The organism is Limnobacter sp. 130 (assembly GCF_902506325.1).
GTDB lineage: Bacteria > Pseudomonadota > Gammaproteobacteria > Burkholderiales > Burkholderiaceae_B > Limnobacter.
Map to the genome: position 1 here is coordinate 476,373 of NZ_LR732330.1, position 19,718 is coordinate 496,090.

The following is a 19,718-nucleotide window of genomic DNA, read 5'->3' on the forward strand; positions in this document are numbered from 1 at the left end:
TAATTGTGGTTCCTTCAAACCGCTCAGTTGGTAGCGTGATCAAACTGCAGCGGCAATGTGACTTTAAAAAGTGTTCTTCCCGGTGTGGAGCTGCATTCAATAATGCCTTCGTGTTGTTGCACGAATGTTTGAGCCAACGTTAAGCCCAAACCACTGCCGCCCTCACGCCCGGAAACCAGCGGGAAAAAAATTCTTTCCATGATTTCAGCAGGTATGCCGGGTCCGTTGTCGATCACTTGCAAGTCTAATGCCAGCCTGTGTTGTTTGCGGTTTAAGGTTACCCTACGCACCACTCTGGTGCATAGAGTTATTTGTGCGGTGCTTTCTGCGATTTGTGGTGCCAAAGCTTGTGCAGCGTTGCGCACTATATTCAGGATTGCCTGAATAAGCTGCTCCAGGTCGCCCAAAAACTCGGGGATGGAAATGTCGTAGTCACGAACGAATTTCAAACCTTTTGGATGCTCAGCCAAAATCACAGAACGGACGCGCTCGCACACCTCGTGAATATTCATCATAGAGACAATGTGAGGTTTGCGGTGCGGGGCCAGCAGACGATCAACCAGGGTTTGCAGGCGATCTGATTCCTTGATCACCACCTGCGTGTACTCTTTTAGCTCGGGTGAAGGCAGCTCAATTTCAAGCAACTGCGCAGCGCCGCGAATACCACCCAAAGGATTCTTGATTTCATGGGCCAGGTTGCGAATCAGCTCTTTGTTCGCAAGCGACTGGTCCATCATTCTGGCTTCGCGATCTACTTTGAGCTGCTGTTCAATTTCACGCAGCTCGATCACGGTGACGCCGTTGGCACCATCGGGACATGAAAGAGTCACGTGCACATGCTCTGAGGTACCGCTTGGGCGAATCAGTTCAAACACCTGCCGCTTGACACCAAAGGGATCTGCCAGGGATTTGTTGAGAAACTCCCGAAACGCATTGGCCTCGACGAACCACGCGGCCAGTGACTGCCCATCCAGGCTTCGCCGTGACACTTCAAGCAAAGTTTCGGCAGACAGATTGGCGTACAACACCACGCCTTCCGGGTTACTTACCACCACCGCAGTGGCCAACAATTCAATGCCTTGAAACCGTTCTTTTTTCACTTCGTCCTCGGGTGACCCGGCGGCATTCAAAACAGCTATTTTGAAAGACGGATCAATTCTGTTTTAAGAATTTCAATATTGTCATTGGTCACCATGATTTCCTGCTCAAGTCGTGAAACACGGTCCAAATATTTTTGGTAATTTTTCTCACTGCCCAAGCGATCAGGCTGACCGTTTTTGTATTCGTCTTGCAAAGACTTCAACTTGCTTTCTTCAATGCGCAACTCTTCTTGCATAATTTTCATCCGATCGTCTTTCGCATTGAAATCGGCGGCTGAACGGTTGTCGTAAGCAGCCGTGGCTCGCCTTCCAGAACCACCTGTGGAGGAAGGCCCAGACATTCCGTTGCTTTTTGACGCTGAACGGGGAGAAGGCACCACAGTAATCGGATTCAGGTTCAACGGCACACAGCCGTCACCACCATCCGAGTTTTGATAGGTTCGAACACCGTCTGCGCCTGTACACACAAACATCTCGGTGCCTTTGGCTTGCGCCTTGGGTACAACAAAAACCCCCAGCACCAAGGCAAAAAATAAATGTTGGATGACGCTCGACTTCACCATGGTTGCATCTCTAAAAAATTCCGGACGACTTTCATGATACTCGATCCCCTTCGGAAGCCCCTCCCCATTGAAGGCGAGTGCTGATACCAGACGGGGGAAGACCTTTACAAACTGTTCAAAACAAAAATGGCCCTTTGCAGGGCCATTTTCACATCGGACTAATGCGTACAGTCTGAATTACAGGCCGTAGTACATGTCATATTCAGCTGGGTGTGGGCTCATGCGCAAGCGCTGAACTTCTTCCATTTTCAAGGCAATGTATGAATCAATCATTTCCTTGCTGAACACGCCACCACGAGTCAGGAACTCGTGGTCAGCCTGCAGGGCTTCCAATGCCTGTTCCAGGCTGGAACACACGGTTGGTACCAATGCGTCTTCTTCTGGAGGCAAGTCATACAGGTTTTTGGTTGAGGCTTCACCGGGGTGAATCTTGTTCTGAATGCCGTCCAGACCAGCCATCAACAAGGCAGAAAACGCCAGGTATGGGTTGGCCATTGGATCCGGGAAGCGCGCTTCAATGCGGCGACCCTTGGGGTTGGCAACGTGCGGAATGCGGATAGAAGCAGAACGGTTCTTGGCAGAGTAAGCCAGTTTTACCGGCGCTTCGTAATGAGGCACCAAACGCTTGTACGAGTTTGTAGATGGGTTGGTGATCGCGTTCAGGGCACGTGCGTGCTTGATGATACCGCCGATGTAATACAGGGCGAAATCAGACAAACCTGCGTAACCGTTACCAGCAAACAGGTTCACGCCGTCTTTCCAGATCGACTGGTGAACGTGCATACCGGAACCGTTGTCGCCCCACATTGGCTTGGGCATGAATGTGGCTGTTTTGCCATAGCTGGCGGCCACGTTCCATACGGTGTACTTCAAAATTTGAGTCCAGTCAGCGCGCTTGGTCAGCGTAGAGAACATGGTGCCGATTTCGTTCTGGCCTGCGCCAGCCACTTCGTGGTGGTGCACTTCAACGGGTACGCCTTGCTGTTCCAGCAACAGACACATTTCCGAACGAATGTCCTGGAAAGAATCAGTTGGGGACACAGGGAAATAGCCGCCTTTTACTGTTGGGCGATGACCCAGGTTACCGTGTTCGTAATCGATGCTGGTAGACCATGCAGCTTCTTCTGATTTGATCTTGAAGAAACAGCCAGACATTTCATCACCCCAGGTGATGCTGTCGAAAATAAAGAATTCGGGTTCTGGACCGAAGTAGGCAGTGTCGCCCAGGCCAGAGGACTTCAGGTAAGCTTCAGCACGGCGCGCGATGGAGCGTGGGTCGCGGTCGTAACCCTTGCCATCGGTTGGCTCGATTACATCGCAAGTCAAAATCAGTGTGGGCTCTTCGCGGAACGGGTCCATGCGAGCAGTGTCAGCATCGGGCACCAATAGCATGTCAGAGGCTTCAATGCCTTTCCAGCCAGCGATGGAAGAGCCATCGAATGCATGGCCAGACTCGAACTTGTCTTCGTCAAACATCTTAACTGGCACAGACACGTGCTGTTCTTTGCCTTTGGTGTCGGTGAAGCGGAAGTCAATAAACTTCACTTCGTTTTCCGCAACCATCTTCATTACATCTTGGGCGGTCGCCATTGAAAATCTCCTGGTACGTGAGGTGGATAGTGATCTAAAAAAATTCTGGGTTGAACTCTTTGATTTAAGCGAAACAATAGCACGTTCGATACAGCTATATATGACGCTCAGCACGAATTCAATCTTCAACGTGGAGGGGTAAAGCAAAGTTCATACCAAGTCGCAGGCAACACCAAATCAAGGCTTCACGCAGGTCACTTTGAATCAACCCAATCTGATTTGCACCATTACAGTGCAAAACGCACCACAACGGTGCAAATTAGTATTTTGTCTAATCGATCGCATGCTTGTATTACAATACACTCATTGATAATGCCATTTGCGAACAACATCTTGATGCCACCATCCACCTCACAACAATTGATTGACCTGGCCAAACAGTACGCGTCTGAAAAGGGGCTGGGCTATTTGGGCGCGCTGACCCCCCAAGAAGCCTGGGCGTTACTCAATACCGATGAAAATGCCGTGCTGATCGATGTGCGAACAGACGCAGAACTGGATTGGGTTGGGCAAGTGAGTTTTTCAGAGGACCGCTCATTTCACGTGGAGTGGAACAATTATCCCGACGGAATACGCAACCCAGACTTTATTGCTCAAATTGAAGCGCGGGTTGAAAAGCATCAACCGGTACTTTTTATTTGCAGAAGCGGTGCTCGCTCACACCATGCCGCCACATTGGCTGCCAAGCATGGTTTTGAATTTGCAATCAATGTTCTGGAAGGATTTGAGGGTGACAAGAACGACTTTCACCAGCGTTCGAGTACAAATGGCTGGCGTTTTCATGGGCTGCCCTGGGAGCAACATTAACGCCGCAATGTGGGCATTATTGCCCGAAAAGGCCAAACAACCTGCCAGCTACAAAAAACGCTGCCAAACAGCCCAGCACATGCACTGCGGCATGCCCCAAGGCCAGTACAGGCTTGTCGAGCAACAAATTAGCGCCTTCGGCTGTGAAGGCAGAGAAAGTGGTCAACCCACCCAATACCCCAGTCATGAGAAACAAACCCACAGGGTTGGCTTTTAACCACACGGGTCCCAAAACCGAGAACAAAATACCGGCGACAAAGCCGCCCGCCAGGTTGGCCGCCAAGGTCCCGATTTGAAAAGGTAACCAGGCGGGTTGAATCAATACCAACCCCAGGCCATAACGCCCTACTCCACCCAAGCCTGCGCCCACAAACACTGCCAAGGCGTTCAGCGCACTCACTGAGCCTGCTCCCAACGTGTTTTGGCGGAATCGTCGCTGTCGCGTGCGGACACCCAACGCGCACCGTCAGGCGTGTCTTCCTTTTTCCAGAAGGGCGCTTCTGTTTTCAGGTAATCCATGATGAACTCGCAGGCCAAAAAAGCCTGCTGCCTGTGTTCGCTGGTGGCTGCGGCAAACACGATCTGATCCTCAGGATACAGTGGCCCTACTCGGTGAATGATCATGGCTGATGTAATTTCGAACCGTGCATCAGCCACCTTCAAAATGTTTTCAAGTGCCTTTTCCGTCATGCCCGGGTAATGCTCAAGGGTCATTGCCTGAACTTTGCTGTTGTCGTTGATGTCGCGCACGGTGCCAATAAAGCTTGCCACTGCACCAATTTCGGGCAAACCTTGCCGAAGCCAGCGAATTTCCTCGGCCACATCAAAATCTGCCTCTTGAACCAAGACCTTGGAGCGCTTCATTTCAACCCCCTGTAACCGGCGGAAAAAAGGCGACCTCTGCGTGCTCAGCCACGGGCGTTTCATCATCGGCCATGTCCTGGTTTACAGCAGCACGCACACGCCCCACTTCTGAAATGGCCCTGGCGAAATCTGGATACTCGGCACACAAATAGGCACGCAAACCTGCCACGGTTGCAGGTGAAAATATCGCGTTGATCTCCAGACCGTCGCGCCCAACATATTCTTTCAGGCTCGCAAAAAACCGCACTTTTACTTTCATTTCATCAAATCCTGATACGACACGTAATCAACCCAGCCGCCCGGCTCAACTTGCTGCCCTTTCGCCAATCTGATCAAACCGCTGGAGCTGGCCAGCGAAGTCAACACGCCCGAGCTTTGATTCGCAAACAAACCCGCTTTGTCAGATTGTACATCGACCCGCAAAAACTCTTCACGGCGAGAATCGGGCTTGCTCCAGGCAAAATCCGCTTTTACTTTTCGCATGCGCGAACGCCAGTCCACCTCATTTCGGGCCTGGCCTTCCAGCAGGCCCAGAAAGGGTTTCACAATCAACTGAAAAGCGACTGCGCTCGAGACTGGATTACCAGGCAACCCGAAAAACCAGCTTTGCCCACCACCTGGTCGATTGATGTGACCAAATGCAATGGGCTTGCCGGGCTTCATCGCCACTTTCCATGAACGCAGCTGCCCCACTTTTTCAATGGCGGGTTTCACATGATCTTCTTCGCCAACCGACACCCCACCCGAGCTGATCACCGCATCGCAATCGGCCAAAGACTGTAGCGCAGTGCAGGTGGCCTCAAAATTATCAGGAACAATGCCCACCGAGCGCACTTCCATATTCATCGACTCAAGAAGACCACACCACACATACTCGTTGGAGTTGTAAATTTGACCGGGCTGTAAAACTTCTCCGGGGCTTTGAAGCTCGCTGCCAGTGACCATGACACCCACTTTCAGGCGCTTGGTGACCGTCACAGCGGGCACACCAATCGAGGCCAGTAAACCCACATGAATTGCATCCAGGCGGGAGCCTTTGGCCAACACCACCTGCCCGCTCGCAATGTCTTCGCCCGCGCGGCGTATCCATTGCCCTGGCTTTGACAAGGCGTTGAACGTGACGCTGGCGTCGTCATTGACCACAGCGTCTTCCTGCATGATCACGGAATCTGCGCCCGGAGGAATTGGTGCGCCGGTGAATATTCGGGCCACCGTTCCTGGCTGCAAATGTTGCGGTGAAGAACCGGCAGGCACACGTTGAGACACCCTGAATGGTTGACCCGGCTGTAAATCGGCACATCGAACTGCGTACCCATCCATGCCACTGTTGTCGTGCTGCGGTACGTTTAACGTGGACACAACGTCTTCGGCCAATACACGGCTCAAGGCATTCTTCAATTCCACAGATTCAGTACGCATTGCTTGCTGGGCGGCAATCGGCCACACCTGCTCAAGCAAATCATTCAAATCAATCATTCAAAAACCGTTTCAGAATAAATTTCGCAATTGAAGCGGGGTCATTCAAGGGGAGCACCGGCAAGCCGCGGCATTCAATTTCAGTGTCGCAAGCCACAGCCACAATGTTTTGATCCTGAGGATACAACACTGGCTTGCCGTTGGCCTCCCGCCAAATTTCAATTTTTGGAATATCTGCCCTTTTGAAACCTTCAACAATCACCAAGTCACAAGGAGACAGCTTTTCAAGTTGCTCTTCCAGGGTGGGCTCGGTTTCATTGCGCAACTCGTGCATTAACACCCAACGCTTGTTGGCTGTAATCAGTACTTCATAGGCGCCCGCCTCGCGGTGCCGATACGAGTCCTTGCCCGGTCGATCAATGTCAAAATCGTGATGGGCATGTTTAATCACAGACACCCGAACGCCCTCGCCAATCAAAATGGGCAAGAGCTGTTCAATCAATGTGGTTTTACCCACGCCGGAAAAACCGGCAAAGCCAAACACCTTGGGCACTTCAGTTTCCTTCTGACAGTTGCTTCTCGATCAGCAAAAGCTGCTGACCTGTTTCCTTCAAAATATCCGCGGATGGACGCGCCTTGCAACGCAATACGATTTCGAAACACGCACCGAATTGTGGTTCACCTTCAGGCACCACCGGGCTGGCGGCCAACAAATCGCCACCATAACGTTGCACCAACATCCGCGATACTGGCAAACCCAAACCGGTTCCCCGACCAGCCTGTTTGCTGGTGTAGAACATTTTGAAAATGAGTTGCAGGCGATCAGGGGGAATCGCTTCACCGTTGTTTTGTACCAGAATTTGCACTGCTTGCTGACCATCGCTCAAACGAACATCTGCAGTTTTTATGCAAATGGTGGGCCCTTCATTCAAAGCGGCAAACTGCGCATCAAAGGCCCCCTCCAATGCATGGGTTGCATTGATCAACAAATTCACCATGACCTGCTGCAATTCGGTTTTGCTGATTTGCACCGTTTGCTGCGCAGAAAAATCAAACTTCAATTGCGCACGCGCCGTGTCAATTTCATTGCGAACGAACAAAATACTGTCCTGAATGATTTCATTGACACTGACTTCTTCGGTGTAAGAAGCATATTCATCTGGTCTGCAAAATTGCAGCAGCTTTTGAACAATATTGCGCATGCGATGAACTTGCTCATCGAGCAAACGCAATGTTTTTGCGCTTTCAGGATCGTTCAAGGTGATGCGAATCAAATCCAGATGCCCCATCATGATCGCCAAGGGGTTATTGAATTCATGGGCAATACCCGCAGTCAATTGCCCCAAAGCCGCCAATTTCTCGGAGGCCAGCAACTGTTCCACCGCCTGATGAAGTTTTTGATTGGCCGCTTGCAAATCTGCCGTTCGTTGCCGCACACGCTCATCCAATTGCTCATTCAAGCCAAGCAACTCGCTGCGGCGAGCATCCAGTTGATCCAGCAAAGCATCAAAGTGATTGGCCAGGTCAGCAAACTCATCCTCGCGGCGAAGATCACCCACACGGGCTGCTGTATCGCCCTTTTCCTGCAGACTCATAATGTAGTTCATGCGGCGCAGCGGGTAAAAAATACCCGAAGTCAAGCGCACCACCATCATGGCACCCAACACCATGGCAGCGCCCACCGCCAGCAAAAACAAAATCAGCAACTGGGTTTTGATATTGGCGTAAGGTGCTTCCAGAAAGCCGACATAAAACATGCCGATCCGTGCGCCCTCCGGGCTCAACAACGGTGCGTAAGCGGCCACATACCAGTCGTTCACAACAAAGGCGCGTTCCAGCCACACTTCACCGCGCCCCAACACACTTTGCCGAACCACATCGGAAACTCGGGTACCCAAGGCACGCGACTCCCCATCGCGACGAACCGTGGTGGCCACACGCACGTCTTCCAGAAAAATCGTCGTGGTGCCGATCGAACCTTCCAGCAAAGTATTGGGCGAGTAAATCAGGTTGTTGATCTCATCCACCAAACTCAGGTTGCCGTTCAACAGCAAGCCACCTTCCAGGTAACCCAGCATGTTGCCGTCGTTGAAAACAGGTTGCAGAACCTGAACGACCAAACCTCGATCTTCGGTACTTTTGGGTGAAGGACTGGCGTTGGATGTGGGAATAATGGCTTGCACTGCACTCGACGCGAGATCGGGAGAAATGTCCTTCAGCTCTTTGTTCGAGAGCAACACAGTGTAACTGCCCGACTCTCGAAACTTCACCGACTTTTGAACCTCGGGGTCGAGCATGTAGGGCAAGCGAGACGGAAACGAATTCACAACCATGCCAGTTGGACTGATCAAACGAAGGTAAGCAAAACCGAGTCGCTCTGCCTGCGTTTGCAGGTCTTTGTTATTCAGTTTGCCACCACGCTGGCTCAACAAATTTCGAAGAAAGGCGCTCTCGGACCAGGCCTTTAACGCTTGCGATTTACTTTCTTGCACATCGGTAAGTTCTTGCTGTGCCAGCACCAGATCGCTGCGTACCTTTGAAATCAGGATTTTGGTGTAGGCAGCTTGCCCAGCCGACCACACCAACATGGCCACAATTGGTATAAGTACCAGCAAAGGGATACAGGCTGTAACAACCAGTTTGGTTTTGACAGTCCAGTGGCTGGGCCAGAAATGCCCGCGTGGCGGAAACGGCCGCTGACCTATTCTTGGCTCCACGCCATGCACTTTCGTTCAAGTGTTTTTCGGGACACGCCCAAGCGACGCGCCGCCTCGGATTTATTTCCGCTGCACGCATTCAACACACGGAGAATGTGGGCCTTTTCAACCTGTTCAAGTGATTCATTTTGTGGGTCTTCTTCGGTTTGCTCTCGCTCATCCAGATCAAGATTCAAAGGCAAGTCTTCTTTGGGGAAGTAGCCTAGAATCAATGAACGTTCAATGAAGTTGCGAAGCTCGCGCACATTGCCTGGCCATTCATAAGCCTGCAAGCGGGCCAGCATGTCGGGGCTGATTGTCAATGGATCAATGCGCAGCTTTTTGGCAAACACCTTGATGAAGTAATTGGCCAACAGTTCGATGTCTTCCGGGCGGGTTCTCAGGGGCGGCATTTCAATTGGCATCACCTGCAAGCGGTAGTACAAGTCTTGCCTGAAGCGCCCTCGCTTAACCTCGACATCCAGATTCACGTTCGTGGCAGCAACAATGCGCACATCCACATCCACTTCCTTGGTACTGCCCACGGGCCGAATTCGCCGATCCTCGAGAACACGCAGTAATTTGGTTTGCATGCTGAGCGGCAACTCGCCAATTTCATCGAGAAACAGGGTGCCACCTTGTGCGTAATAGAACAGACCCTGATGCGATTCATTGGCACCGGTGAAAGCACCTTTGGCATGACCAAACAACTCGCTTTCAATCAGCTCAGGGGAAATGGCACCACAGTTAATTGGCACAAACGGGCGTTCGCTGCGCAGGCTCATGCCATGAAGCGTACGGGCCAACACTTCTTTGCCTGAGCCTGACTCACCTGTAAGCAACACGGTTGAATCTGTGGGGGCCACTTTGGCCACCAGCTTTCGGAGCTGGCGCACAATCGGGCTTTCACCCACCATTACCTGCTCGTTTTGTTGCAGGTTGGAAACTGCCCGTTTCAATACAAAGTTTTCGCGCTTCAAGCGGTTTTGATCAGCCGCGCGATCCAGCGCATACCAAAGCTGATCAATTCGAAACGGTTTTTGCAGAAAATCCTGAGCCCCAGCCCGCAGTGCACCAATTGCAGTGTCCATGTCGGCATAGCCTGTGATTAAAATCACATCGCCTTCATAACCACCTTGCCGCAACTCATTCAACCAAGACAAGCCACTTTTACCCGGCAGGCTCACATCGAGCACCACAGTGCTGTAGTCATGGCCGTCAAACAGTGCTTGCGCCATTTCAACGGAACCAGCCGTGTCTACCCGGGCAAAACGGGTTTCCAGCGCTTTTTCCAGAAAGTGGCGCATGCCGGGCTCGTCATCCACCGCCAATGCGGCCAAACCCTTTCTGGGCTGGGCGTCAATGCCTTGGCCTGCGGCAACTTGGGGAAGGTCAACGGTGTTGGATTGAGAGGTCAAAACAGTGGCTTCACGAGGTGTTACTTAACTTTGCCATTGTTCATGATTCCGTTTGTACCTGCAAGTTAGGTAAACCCTATTACTTGCAGGCAAACGATTGTTTGAAATACCGAACTGGAACGATTTAAAGCCCAGTGTTGTCGGTAATGAATGCTTTGACCTGTTCTACTGAAACTGGCATTTCAGTTACACGCTGCGGCAACTTCTCGATGCCCTGGAACTGGGCCGGTACAGGTGGTGTTTGGCCTGTGGCTTCTTCAATGGTTTCGGCAAATTTCACCGCCAGCGCTGTTTCCAAAACCACCATGGGTACACCGGGCTCCACCAGGTCTCGAGCCACCTTGACTGCGTCTGCAGTATGTGTGTCGATCAAAGTACCGGTGCGGGCATACACTTCCTTGATGGTATCCAGACGATTTTGATGGCTGGATGAGCCCGACTGAAACCCGAAGTCTGATTCGATGTGTTTGAAGCGCGAATCATGGGACAGGTCAAAGTGACCGTTTTTCGCCAAACCTTGCCACAAGGCCTTCAATGCCTTGGGGTCTCGGCCCAGCAAGTCGTACACAAAGCGCTCAAAATTCGAAGCTTTGGAAATGTCCATCGACGGGCTGGAGGTAATGTAGGTTTCCACAGATTTACGCGGGCGATACACACCGGTTTTGAAAAATTCGTCCAGCACGTTGTTTTCATTGGTGGCCACAATTAGTTTGCGAATGGGCAAACCCATTTGGCGCGCAATGTGACCGGCCAACACGTTTCCGAAATTACCGGAAGGCACGGCAAAACTGACCGGATCACCGATTTTTTCAGCCGTACGCAGGTAAGCGTTGAAGTAATAAACCACCTGGGCGGAAATACGCCCCCAGTTGATGGAATTCACCGTGCCGATTTTTTGACGCGCTTTGAAGACCAGGTCTTCGCTGACCGCCTTTACGATGTCTTGGCAATCATCGAACAAGCCATCAACAGCAATGTTGAAAATATTGGGGTCTTGAAGACTGTACATTTGCGCGCGCTGAAACGCGCTCATTTTACCTGCCGGGCTCAGCATGAAAACACGCACGCCTTTCTTGCCACGCATGGCATATTCAGCTGCAGAACCCGTGTCACCACTGGTTGCACCCAAAATATTCAACTCGCGGTTGGTGCGGGCCAATTGGTACTCAAACAAATTGCCCAACAACTGCATGGCCATGTCTTTGAAGGCCAAGGTGGGGCCGTTGGACAGCTCCAACACCTTCATGCCATCAAACAGCTCACGAATCGGCGTAATTTCTTCGGTGCCATACACCGCCTTGGTGTAGGTTTTGGTGGTCAGTGCTTTCAGATCGGCTTCGGGAATGTCGGTGGCATAGGGCTTCAACACCTCAAATGCCAATTCACCATAGCTCAGGTCTTTCCAGCTTTCCAGCACATGCAGGGGCACTTGCGGATAAAACTCGGGTACGGCCAAGCCGCCGTCAGGGGCCAGCCCTTCCAGCAAAATCTCCGAGAAATCTTGGGGGTCCATTCCCCCTCGGCTGCTGAAGTATTTCATTTCAGCTCAAGTCCTCTACGCGAATACGAGTCAATGGGCCATGTACGCTGTCCAAGGCTTCAATTTTGGAAATCGCTTTGTTGACGTCGCCTTCCACACAACGGTGAGTCAACAGCACAATTTCAGCGGTCTCTTTCTCACTTGTGGCTTGGCGCTGAATCATGGCCTCGATTGAAATTTGATTGTCGGCCAACAGGCGCGTCACTTCAGCAAGCACACCCGGGCGATCGTCCACCGCCAAGCGCAGGTAAAAGGCCGTAACCACCTTCTCCATGGGCAATACTTCCAGATTCTGAATGCCCGACTTTTGGAACGCAAGCACAGGCACGCGGCTGGCCAATGGCCCCTGGCTTGCACGTGCAATTTCGATCAGGTCAGCCACCACAGCTGATGCCGTGGGCAAACTGCCCGCACCTGCGCCGTAGTACAAGGTTGGGCCCACGGCGTTGGACTTCACCAGCACCGCATTCATCACGCCTTCTACATTGGCGATCAGGCGCTTGCCCGGTATCAATGTGGGGTGCACCCGCAGCTCAACGCCTTGATCGGTGCGCTTGGCAATGCCCAGCAATTTCACACGATAACCCAGTTGCTCAGCAAACTGAATGTCTTCCTTGGTCAGTTTGGTAATGCCTTCAATGTAGGCTTTTTCGAACTGCACGGGCACACCAAAAGCAAGCGAGCTCAACAGGCTAATTTTGTGGGCGGCGTCCACGCCTTCAATGTCGAATGTGGGGTCTGCTTCGGCATATCCGAAGGCTTGGGCTTGGGCCAATACTTCAGTAAACGGCAAGCCCTTGTCCCGCATTTCCGACAAGATAAAGTTACAAGTGCCGTTAATAATGCCGGCCACGTACTCAATTTTGTTGGCAGCCAAACCTTCCTTGATCGACTTGATCACAGGAATACCGCCGGCCACCGCGGCTTCAAAAGCCACCATCACGTGTTTGGCTTCCGCTGCCGCAAATATTTCGTCGCCATGCACCGCCAGCAAGGCCTTGTTGGCGGTTACTACGTGTTTGCCTGCATCGATTGCGGCCAACACCAGTTGCTTGGCGATGGTGTAACCACCGATCAGCTCAACCACCACGTCGATATCATCGCGCTTGACCGCTTCGAATGCATCACCCAATACCTCAACACCGGGGCCAGCCAGTTCACGGGCTTTCTCGGTATTCAGGTCGGCGATGACTTTGATCTGAATGGGAAAACCCACACGGCGTTCAATTTCACTCGCATTGTCTTTCAGCACGTTGAATGTGCCAGAACCGACAGTACCCAAACCCAGCAGGGCCACTCGAAGAGGTTTATTCATTTTTAAATCAGCCAAGGTGTTGTTTTCGATAACTTTCCAGGAAGCGTGCAATTCTACCAACTGCGTCCGTCAAATCATCGGTGTTGGGTAGGAAAACCACCCGGAAATGATCCGGATTGATCCAATTAAAGCCTGTACCCTGCACCACAAGTACCTTTTCAGCCTCTAACAGTTCAAGCACAAAGCGTTGATCGTTCTTGATGGGGTAAATTTTGGGGTCCAGGCGCGGAAACAGATACAACGCTGCCTTGGGCTTCACACAAGTAACGCCAGGAATGGAAGTCATTAAATCGTAGGCCAAATCGCGCTGACGGGTTAAACGCCCACCCGGACCCACCAGGTCGTTGATACTTTGATAGCCGCCCAGCGAGGTTTGAATGGCGTACTGGCCCGGCACGTTGGCACACAGGCGCATGGACGCCATGATGCCCAAACCGTCGATGTAATCGGTGGCATGCCGCTTGTCGCCGGAAATCACCATCCAGCCTGCCCTGTAACCACAGGCGCGGTAGTTTTTGGACAAACCGTTCATGGTGATGAACAACACGTCGTCGGCCAGCGAGGCAATCGAGGTGTGCTCGGCACCGTCGTACAGCATTTTGTCGTAAATTTCGTCCGCAAAAATAATCAGCTGGTGCTCACGGGCAATCTGGATCAGCTCCTGCAACACTTCCTCGGGGTACAAAGCACCCGTCGGGTTGTTGGGGTTGATGATGACCATGGCCTTGGTTTTTTCATTGATCAGGCTGCGAAGGTGTTTGGTGTCGGGGTACCAATCGCTTTGCTCATCGCAAAGGTAGTGGCGCGGCGTACCGCCAGAAATACTGACGGCAGCGGTCCACAGGGGGTAATCCGGCGCAGGTACCAGCACCTCATCGCCATTGTTCAATAGCCCCTGCATGCTCATCACGATCAACTCAGACACACCATTGCCAACGATGATGTCGTCGAGTGTTACACCCTTGATTTTCTTTTGCTGGGTGTAATGCATGATGGACTTGCGCGCTGCAAACAGGCCTTTGCTGTCGCTGTAGCCCGAGGCATCGCCCAGATTCATGATCACGTCTTGCCGAACTTCGTCGGGTGCTTCGAACCCAAAAGGAGCCAGATTGCCAATGTTGAGCTTCAGGATTCGGTGCCCTTCCTCTTCCAGCTGCCGCGCTCGCTGCATCACCGGTCCGCGGATGTCATAGCAAACATTGGCCAGCTTGGCAGATTTGAGAATGGGTTTCATGTCGACCTGTGTGTAGATTGTTAAGGTTGTTATTCTTTTGCTCGCGCAAAGTCTTATAATTTAACCGTTTAGGCCCTTGCCTGCTAGGCTTTGGCCCCATCCTGGAGCATCTTTCGAATGAAATTTCAACCTGAATCGCTCGACAATCAATTCGTCGTTCAGCGGTATGACGAGGAAGGTGTCGTGATCAGCGGCAGGCTTCAAACTGAAAGTGTGGTGTTTGGCACCGATTTCGCACCCCGTATCTGGGAGAACACGGGTTCAGGCCCGCTAACGTTGGCACACTGCGAATGGCTTTACAGCCAATGCCCCGACAGCATGGAAGTGCTGCTGATTGGCACAGGTCCCAAACAGGTTTTTCCGGGCATGGACATACGCAAGTTTTTCGCCAACAAACGCTGCCCGGTGGAATACATGGACAGCCAGGCCGCATGCCGCACTTACAACATTTTAATTGGTGAAGGCCGGCAAGTAATTGCCGCGATTCTGCTATGACAAGCTACGCTGCAATGCTAGTACTTTCCGGCGTGGTACTGAATGCGCTGGCCCAGTTTCTCCTGAAAATGGCGACCAATAAAGTGGGGGTGATCGAAGTCTCCAGCGCGCTCAGCCTGGGTGCCATGTCTGCTTTGTTCTTGCAGTGGCCCATGATTCTGGGACTATTCTGTTATGGATTTTCGCTGCTCATTTGGCTGATGGCGCTGTCACGGGTCGACGTAACCCTGGCTTACCCCATGCTGGCCATTGGTTATGTGATCAACGCTTTTGCGGCACAGTACTTTTTGAATGAACCCGTGAGCCTGCAGCGCTGGGTGGCCATTGGGGTGATCGTACTCGGTGTGGCGCTTTTGGCGCGTTCCTGACACTTGCGGCAATTTGCTGCCAAAAGCTGTGGTTATACTGAGCCATCGACATGCAATCACAACACCGTGGGGAGCAGTACCGTGTCTCTTGAAGTCAACAGCAAAGTGCCTGATTTTTCAGCAGCTTGCACAGGCGGCGCCGATTTTACCCTGTCAGCTTGTGCTGGCAAAAACCTGGTCATTTATTTCTACCCCAAAGACAGCACACCCGGCTGCACAACCGAAGGCGAGAATTTTCGCGATCTACACCCCGAATTCTTGAAGGCAGACTGCCTTGTGTTTGGTGTTTCTCGCGACTCACTGAAGTCGCATGAAAACTTCAAAGCCAAACTGGACATGCCATTTGAGTTGATTTCTGATCCCGACGAAAAAGTGTGCACAATTTTCGACGTGATGAAAATGAAAAACATGTACGGCAAACAAGTGCGTGGCGTGGAAAGAAGTACCTTTGTAATCAACAAGAAAGGTGTTCTTGTGCAGGAATGGCGCGGCTTGAAGGTGCCAGGCCATGCGCAAGCTGTGCTTGACTTTGTACACACAATTGGGGACTAATATCCTCACGGGCGCGGGATTGACGACCCCGCGCGATTTATGAGCTTCCTACTTCAGATCGTTGACAATGCCTCTGCCCAAAGAACCCAGCAAACCCGCAACCACACTGAACGAAATTCCTCCAATCACGGCGCCCAAACCCAAGAAGCCGGCCAAGAAAATTGACGTTTCCGACAACACCGTGGCAACGGGCAAAGCGCCCCTGACCCTGGCTGCCGACAACACTGTCACGGCCAAAGCCCCGGAAACAAACCGCACTCGAAACATTCCAGCCGCTGCCTCTGGGAAAACGCGAAAATCTGCAGGCACTGCGATTACGAAAACCAAGCGACAGGTCACCCACACTGGCAAGAAAATTTTTGTGCTCGACACCAACGTGTTGATGCACGACCCCACATCACTATTCCGGTTTGAAGAACATGATGTGTTCTTGCCATTGATTACGCTTGAAGAACTGGATAACCACAAGAAAGGCATGTCGGAGGTGGCACGTCACGCCCGACAGGTTAGCCGGGCACTCGATGCATTGATGGAGAACATCGAGGACATCGAAAAAGGAGTCGCGCTGAACCGATTGGGCAATGTGGATGCCATGGGGCGTTTGCTTGTTCAAACCACAGAATTGGCTGCCGAATTACCCAAAACATTGCCAGTGGGCAAGGCTGACAATCAAATTCTGGGTGTGGTATTTGCATTGAGCAAACACCACCCAGATCGTGAAGTCGCATTGGTGTCCAAAGACATCAATATGCGAATCAAGGCGCGTGCCCTGGGCTTGCTGGCCGAAGACTACTTCAATGATCAGGTGCTGGAAGACCGTGATTTGCTGTATTCCGGCATCATGGAATTGCCATCCGATTTTTGGGAAAAGAACAGCAAAGGCATTGAAAGTTGGCAGCAAGGTGGCAGCACCTTCTACCGCATCAGCGGCCCTGCAGTGAAAGACATGATGGTGAACCAGTTCGTGTATTGCGAAACCGGCATTCCATTGATCGCCCAAGTACTCGAAGTGAGTGGCCGCACCGCAGTACTGAAAACACTGCGCGATTTCAGCCACAACAAGAACAGCGTTTGGGGCATTACCGCACGCAATCGCGAACAAAACTTCGCTTTGAATTTGCTCATGAACCCTGAATGCGATTTCGTGACGCTGCTGGGTCAGGCCGGTACGGGTAAAACATTGTTGGCTCTTGCTGCAGGTTTGTCGCAGGTACTTGAAAGCAAACAGTACTCGGAAATTATTGTGACCCGTGCCACCGTGCCTGTGGGTGAAGACATCGGCTTCTTGCCAGGTACTGAAGAAGAAAAAATGGCTCCCTGGATGGGCGCATTTGAAGACAACCTGGAAGTGCTGAACAAGCCCGACCCAAGCAGTGGTGATTGGGGCCGCTCGGCCACCACCGATTTGATTCGTACAAAAATTCGAATCAAGTCAATGAACTTCATGCGGGGCCGCACGTTTATCAACAAGTTTTTGATTATTGATGAAGCGCAAAACCTGTCACCCAAGCAAATGAAAACCCTGATTACCCGGGCAGGCCCTGGTACGAAGGTAATTTGTTTGGGTAACCTGGCGCAAATTGACACGCCTTATTTGACTGAAGGCTCTTCTGGCCTGACGTATGTGGTGGATCGATTCAAAGGCTGGCCGCATGCGGGGCACATTACGCTACAGCGTGGCGAGCGTTCAAGGCTGGCTGATTTTGCGTCGGATAACCTTTGATTCGTTGATGGGCATGTGAGCAATTGCATGCCCTCATCAAGGCAGCACGAGCAATACCCCGCTTATTCCCCTTCCGGCTGCATCCCTGCGTAATTCTCAAACTTGGTGTACATACCAAGGAAGGTCACCCGCACCGTGCCAATCGGTCCGTTACGCTGCTTGCCGATAATAATCTCGGCGGTGCCTTTGTCGGGCGAATCCGGGTTGTAAACCTCGTCACGGTAAATGAACAGAATCACGTCGGCATCTTGCTCAATCGCCCCCGATTCACGCAGGTCGCTCATCACTGGGCGCTTATTTGGTCGCTGTTCCAGCGAACGGTTCAACTGCGAAAGTGCAATTACAGGGCAGTTCAATTCTTTCGCCAAACCTTTCAACGAACGGGAAATTTCAGAAATTTCGGTGGCCCGGTTTTCTCCCGGCGAGGACGCACCCATCAATTGAATGTAGTCAATCACCACCAATCCGAGCTGGCCACATTGGCGCGCCAAGCGGCGGCAACGGGCACGCACTTCCATTGAAGACAAGGCAGGCGTTTCATCAATGAACAGCTGCGCATTCTGCATTTTCTCGACCGCATAAGTCAGGCGCGGCCAGTCTTCATCGGTCAATCGCCCGGTTCTCAAGCGGTGTTGGTCCAAACGCCCCACAGAACCCAGCAAACGCATGGCCAATTGGGTTGCGCCCATTTCCATGGAGAACACAGCCACTGCATGCCCCTCTTCCACGGCCACGTGTTCGCCAATGTTCAGGCTGAATGCTGTCTTGCCCATTGAGGGCCGACCAGCCACGATAATCAAATCACCGGGCTGCAACCCCGAGGTTTTCCCATCCAGATCAACGAAGCCGGTAGAAATACCGGTAATGTCACTGGTGCTGTCGCGGTGGTAAAGCTCGTCAATACGCTCCACCACTTTGCTGAGTACTGGTTGCAAGTCTTGAAAGCCACCTGCACCACGGGCGCCGTCTTCTGCAATTTTAAAAATCTTGCTTTCAGCTTCGTCCAGAATGGTTTTGGTGTCTTTGCCTTGCGGATTCAAGGCCGTGGTGGCAATGTCGTCGCTAATGGTGATCAAGCGCCGCAGCACTGCCCGATCGCGCACAATTTCCGCGTAGCGGCGAATATTGGCTGCAGACGGCGTGTTGGTGGCCAGCGTGTTCAGGTAAGCCAAACCGCCTACGTCTTCGGCCTTGCCCGAGGACTGCAATGATTCATACACGGTGATGACGTCGGCAGGTTTCGAACCGTCGATCAGCTTGGCGATGTGTTCGAAAATAACGCGATGATCGTAGCGGTAGAAGTCATCGGCACGAATAACATCGCCGATTTTATCCCAAGCCTGGTTATCAAGCAGCAGACCCCCCACCACCGATTGCTCTGATTCAAGCGAGTGAGGCGGAACACGCAGGCCCGTCATTTCTTGTTCTGTAAATCGATTCTCGGACATAGTTTCGCAATAGAAAAAGGCCACCCTGAGGTGACCTTTTTGTGGGGTTCAGGCAGATCAAAAGTATAACCGAATGTGGTCAATGCCTTTGATCTTATTCGCCGTAAAACCCGCGGGTACTTAAGCTGCTTCGCCAGCCACTACAACTTTCACGTCTACAACCACGTCGGGGTGCAGGGCTACAGTTACTGTGTGCTCGCCAGCAATTTTCAGTGCGCCGTTGGGCATGCGCACCTGGGATTTCTCAACTTTCAAGCCAGTCGCGTTCAAAGCGGCGGCAATGTCGTTGTTGGTTACAGAACCAAACAAACGACCGTCCACGGCAGCTTTTTCGCTCAACTGAACAGTTGCTGCAGTCAACCTTGCACCCAAGGCTTGGGCTGCGGTCAGCTTTTCAGCGGCTGCTTTTTCCAGTTCAGCACGACGTGCCTGGAACTCAGCAATTGCTGACTCAGTGGCGCGCTTGGCTTTGCCATAAGGAATCAAGAAGTTACGTGCGTAGCCGTCTTTTACGCGAACCACGTCACCCAGTTGACCCAAATTGGGCATTTTTTCAAGAAGAATTACTTGCATGGTGTTCTCCCGTACT

General features: G+C 52.0%; 20 protein-coding genes. 5 read left to right on the top strand and 15 right to left on the bottom strand.

The genetic code is table 11. The features are described 5' to 3' along the window. Positions 1 to 23: 23 nt before the first annotated feature. The 3 genes from glnL to glnA all read right to left on the bottom strand — a co-directional run bounded on the left by glnL (position 24) and on the right by glnA (position 3,253). On the bottom strand, positions 24 to 1,130 hold the full coding sequence (gene glnL, locus FRIGORI9N_RS11255; RefSeq protein ID WP_236550876.1) for a nitrogen regulation protein NR(II): 1,107 nt from the start codon (positions 1,128 to 1,130) through the stop codon (positions 24 to 26). Between the two features lie 5 nt (positions 1,131 to 1,135). Beyond that, on the bottom strand, positions 1,136 to 1,663 hold the full coding sequence (locus FRIGORI9N_RS11260; protein ID WP_159570913.1) for a DUF4124 domain-containing protein: 528 nt from the start codon (positions 1,661 to 1,663) through the stop codon (positions 1,136 to 1,138). 177 nt (positions 1,664 to 1,840) lie between these two features. After that, positions 1,841 to 3,253 (bottom strand): type I glutamate--ammonia ligase, encoded by a 1,413-nt coding sequence (gene glnA, locus FRIGORI9N_RS11265; protein WP_159570916.1) that lies wholly within the window; start codon positions 3,251 to 3,253, stop codon positions 1,841 to 1,843. 336 nt (positions 3,254 to 3,589) lie between these two features. Here glnA and FRIGORI9N_RS11270 point away from each other — a divergent pair, with 336 nt between their 5' ends. Further along, entirely contained in the window at positions 3,590 to 4,060 is a 471-nt protein-coding gene (locus tag FRIGORI9N_RS11270; protein ID WP_159570919.1) for a rhodanese-like domain-containing protein, read from the top strand. A gap of 16 nt (positions 4,061 to 4,076) precedes the next feature. Here FRIGORI9N_RS11270 and FRIGORI9N_RS11275 read toward each other — a convergent pair whose 3' ends face one another. The 10 genes from FRIGORI9N_RS11275 to FRIGORI9N_RS11320 all read right to left on the bottom strand — a co-directional run bounded on the left by FRIGORI9N_RS11275 (position 4,077) and on the right by FRIGORI9N_RS11320 (position 14,543). After that, complete coding sequence (locus FRIGORI9N_RS11275; RefSeq protein WP_236550877.1) at positions 4,077 to 4,460, bottom strand: CrcB family protein; 384 nt, start codon at positions 4,458 to 4,460, stop codon at positions 4,077 to 4,079. Further along, complete coding sequence (moaE, locus tag FRIGORI9N_RS11280; RefSeq protein WP_159570922.1) at positions 4,457 to 4,924, bottom strand: molybdopterin synthase catalytic subunit MoaE; 468 nt, start codon at positions 4,922 to 4,924, stop codon at positions 4,457 to 4,459. The genes FRIGORI9N_RS11275 and moaE overlap by 4 nt, the downstream gene beginning before the upstream one ends. Position 4,925: 1 nt before the next feature. Beyond that, on the bottom strand, positions 4,926 to 5,183 hold the full coding sequence (moaD, locus tag FRIGORI9N_RS11285) for a molybdopterin converting factor subunit 1 (protein WP_159570925.1): 258 nt from the start codon (positions 5,181 to 5,183) through the stop codon (positions 4,926 to 4,928). Beyond that, positions 5,180 to 6,400, bottom strand: coding sequence for a gephyrin-like molybdotransferase Glp (gene glp / locus FRIGORI9N_RS11290; protein ID WP_159570928.1), 1,221 nt, complete (start codon positions 6,398 to 6,400; stop codon positions 5,180 to 5,182). Before glp ends, moaD begins: the two co-directional genes overlap by 4 nt. After that, positions 6,393 to 6,893 (bottom strand): molybdopterin-guanine dinucleotide biosynthesis protein B, encoded by a 501-nt coding sequence (mobB, locus tag FRIGORI9N_RS11295; protein ID WP_159570931.1) that lies wholly within the window; start codon positions 6,891 to 6,893, stop codon positions 6,393 to 6,395. The genes glp and mobB overlap by 8 nt, the downstream gene beginning before the upstream one ends. A gap of 1 nt (position 6,894) precedes the next feature. Beyond that, a complete protein-coding gene (locus FRIGORI9N_RS11300) occupies positions 6,895 to 9,057 on the bottom strand; it encodes a cache domain-containing protein (protein WP_159570934.1) in 2,163 nt (720 codons plus the stop codon). Continuing rightward, complete coding sequence (locus FRIGORI9N_RS11305) at positions 9,042 to 10,454, bottom strand: sigma-54 dependent transcriptional regulator (RefSeq protein ID WP_159570937.1); 1,413 nt, start codon at positions 10,452 to 10,454, stop codon at positions 9,042 to 9,044. The genes FRIGORI9N_RS11300 and FRIGORI9N_RS11305 overlap by 16 nt, the downstream gene beginning before the upstream one ends. Before the next feature lie 124 nt (positions 10,455 to 10,578). Further along, complete coding sequence (thrC, locus tag FRIGORI9N_RS11310) at positions 10,579 to 11,994, bottom strand: threonine synthase (protein ID WP_159570940.1); 1,416 nt, start codon at positions 11,992 to 11,994, stop codon at positions 10,579 to 10,581. 1 nt (position 11,995) lies between these two features. Beyond that, a complete protein-coding gene (locus FRIGORI9N_RS11315; protein WP_159570943.1) occupies positions 11,996 to 13,309 on the bottom strand; it encodes a homoserine dehydrogenase in 1,314 nt (437 codons plus the stop codon). A 7-nt stretch (positions 13,310 to 13,316) separates the two neighbouring features. Beyond that, positions 13,317 to 14,543, bottom strand: coding sequence for a pyridoxal phosphate-dependent aminotransferase (locus tag FRIGORI9N_RS11320; RefSeq protein WP_159570946.1), 1,227 nt, complete (start codon positions 14,541 to 14,543; stop codon positions 13,317 to 13,319). Positions 14,544 to 14,660: 117 nt separating this feature from the next. Between FRIGORI9N_RS11320 and FRIGORI9N_RS11325 the strand changes: the two genes are divergently transcribed. From FRIGORI9N_RS11325 to FRIGORI9N_RS11340, 4 genes are all read left to right on the top strand, one after another. Next, positions 14,661 to 15,038, top strand: coding sequence for an Mth938-like domain-containing protein (locus FRIGORI9N_RS11325; protein ID WP_159570948.1), 378 nt, complete (start codon positions 14,661 to 14,663; stop codon positions 15,036 to 15,038). A gap of 14 nt (positions 15,039 to 15,052) precedes the next feature. Then, complete coding sequence (locus FRIGORI9N_RS11330; protein WP_236550878.1) at positions 15,053 to 15,406, top strand: SMR family transporter; 354 nt, start codon at positions 15,053 to 15,055, stop codon at positions 15,404 to 15,406. A gap of 81 nt (positions 15,407 to 15,487) precedes the next feature. Then, positions 15,488 to 15,958, top strand: coding sequence for a peroxiredoxin (locus FRIGORI9N_RS11335; RefSeq protein WP_159570954.1), 471 nt, complete (start codon positions 15,488 to 15,490; stop codon positions 15,956 to 15,958). 67 nt (positions 15,959 to 16,025) lie between these two features. Further along, a complete protein-coding gene (locus tag FRIGORI9N_RS11340; protein WP_159570957.1) occupies positions 16,026 to 17,681 on the top strand; it encodes a PhoH family protein in 1,656 nt (551 codons plus the stop codon). A gap of 62 nt (positions 17,682 to 17,743) precedes the next feature. On the opposite strand, the gene FRIGORI9N_RS11345 is transcribed toward FRIGORI9N_RS11340, so the two are convergent. Together FRIGORI9N_RS11345 and rplI are read right to left on the bottom strand one after the other, a co-directional pair. Beyond that, positions 17,744 to 19,129, bottom strand: a complete 1,386-nt coding sequence (locus FRIGORI9N_RS11345) for a replicative DNA helicase (RefSeq protein ID WP_159570960.1) — start codon at positions 19,127 to 19,129, stop codon at positions 17,744 to 17,746. A gap of 120 nt (positions 19,130 to 19,249) precedes the next feature. Next, complete coding sequence (gene rplI, locus FRIGORI9N_RS11350) at positions 19,250 to 19,702, bottom strand: 50S ribosomal protein L9 (RefSeq protein ID WP_159570964.1); 453 nt, start codon at positions 19,700 to 19,702, stop codon at positions 19,250 to 19,252. Positions 19,703 to 19,718 lie beyond the last annotated feature (16 nt).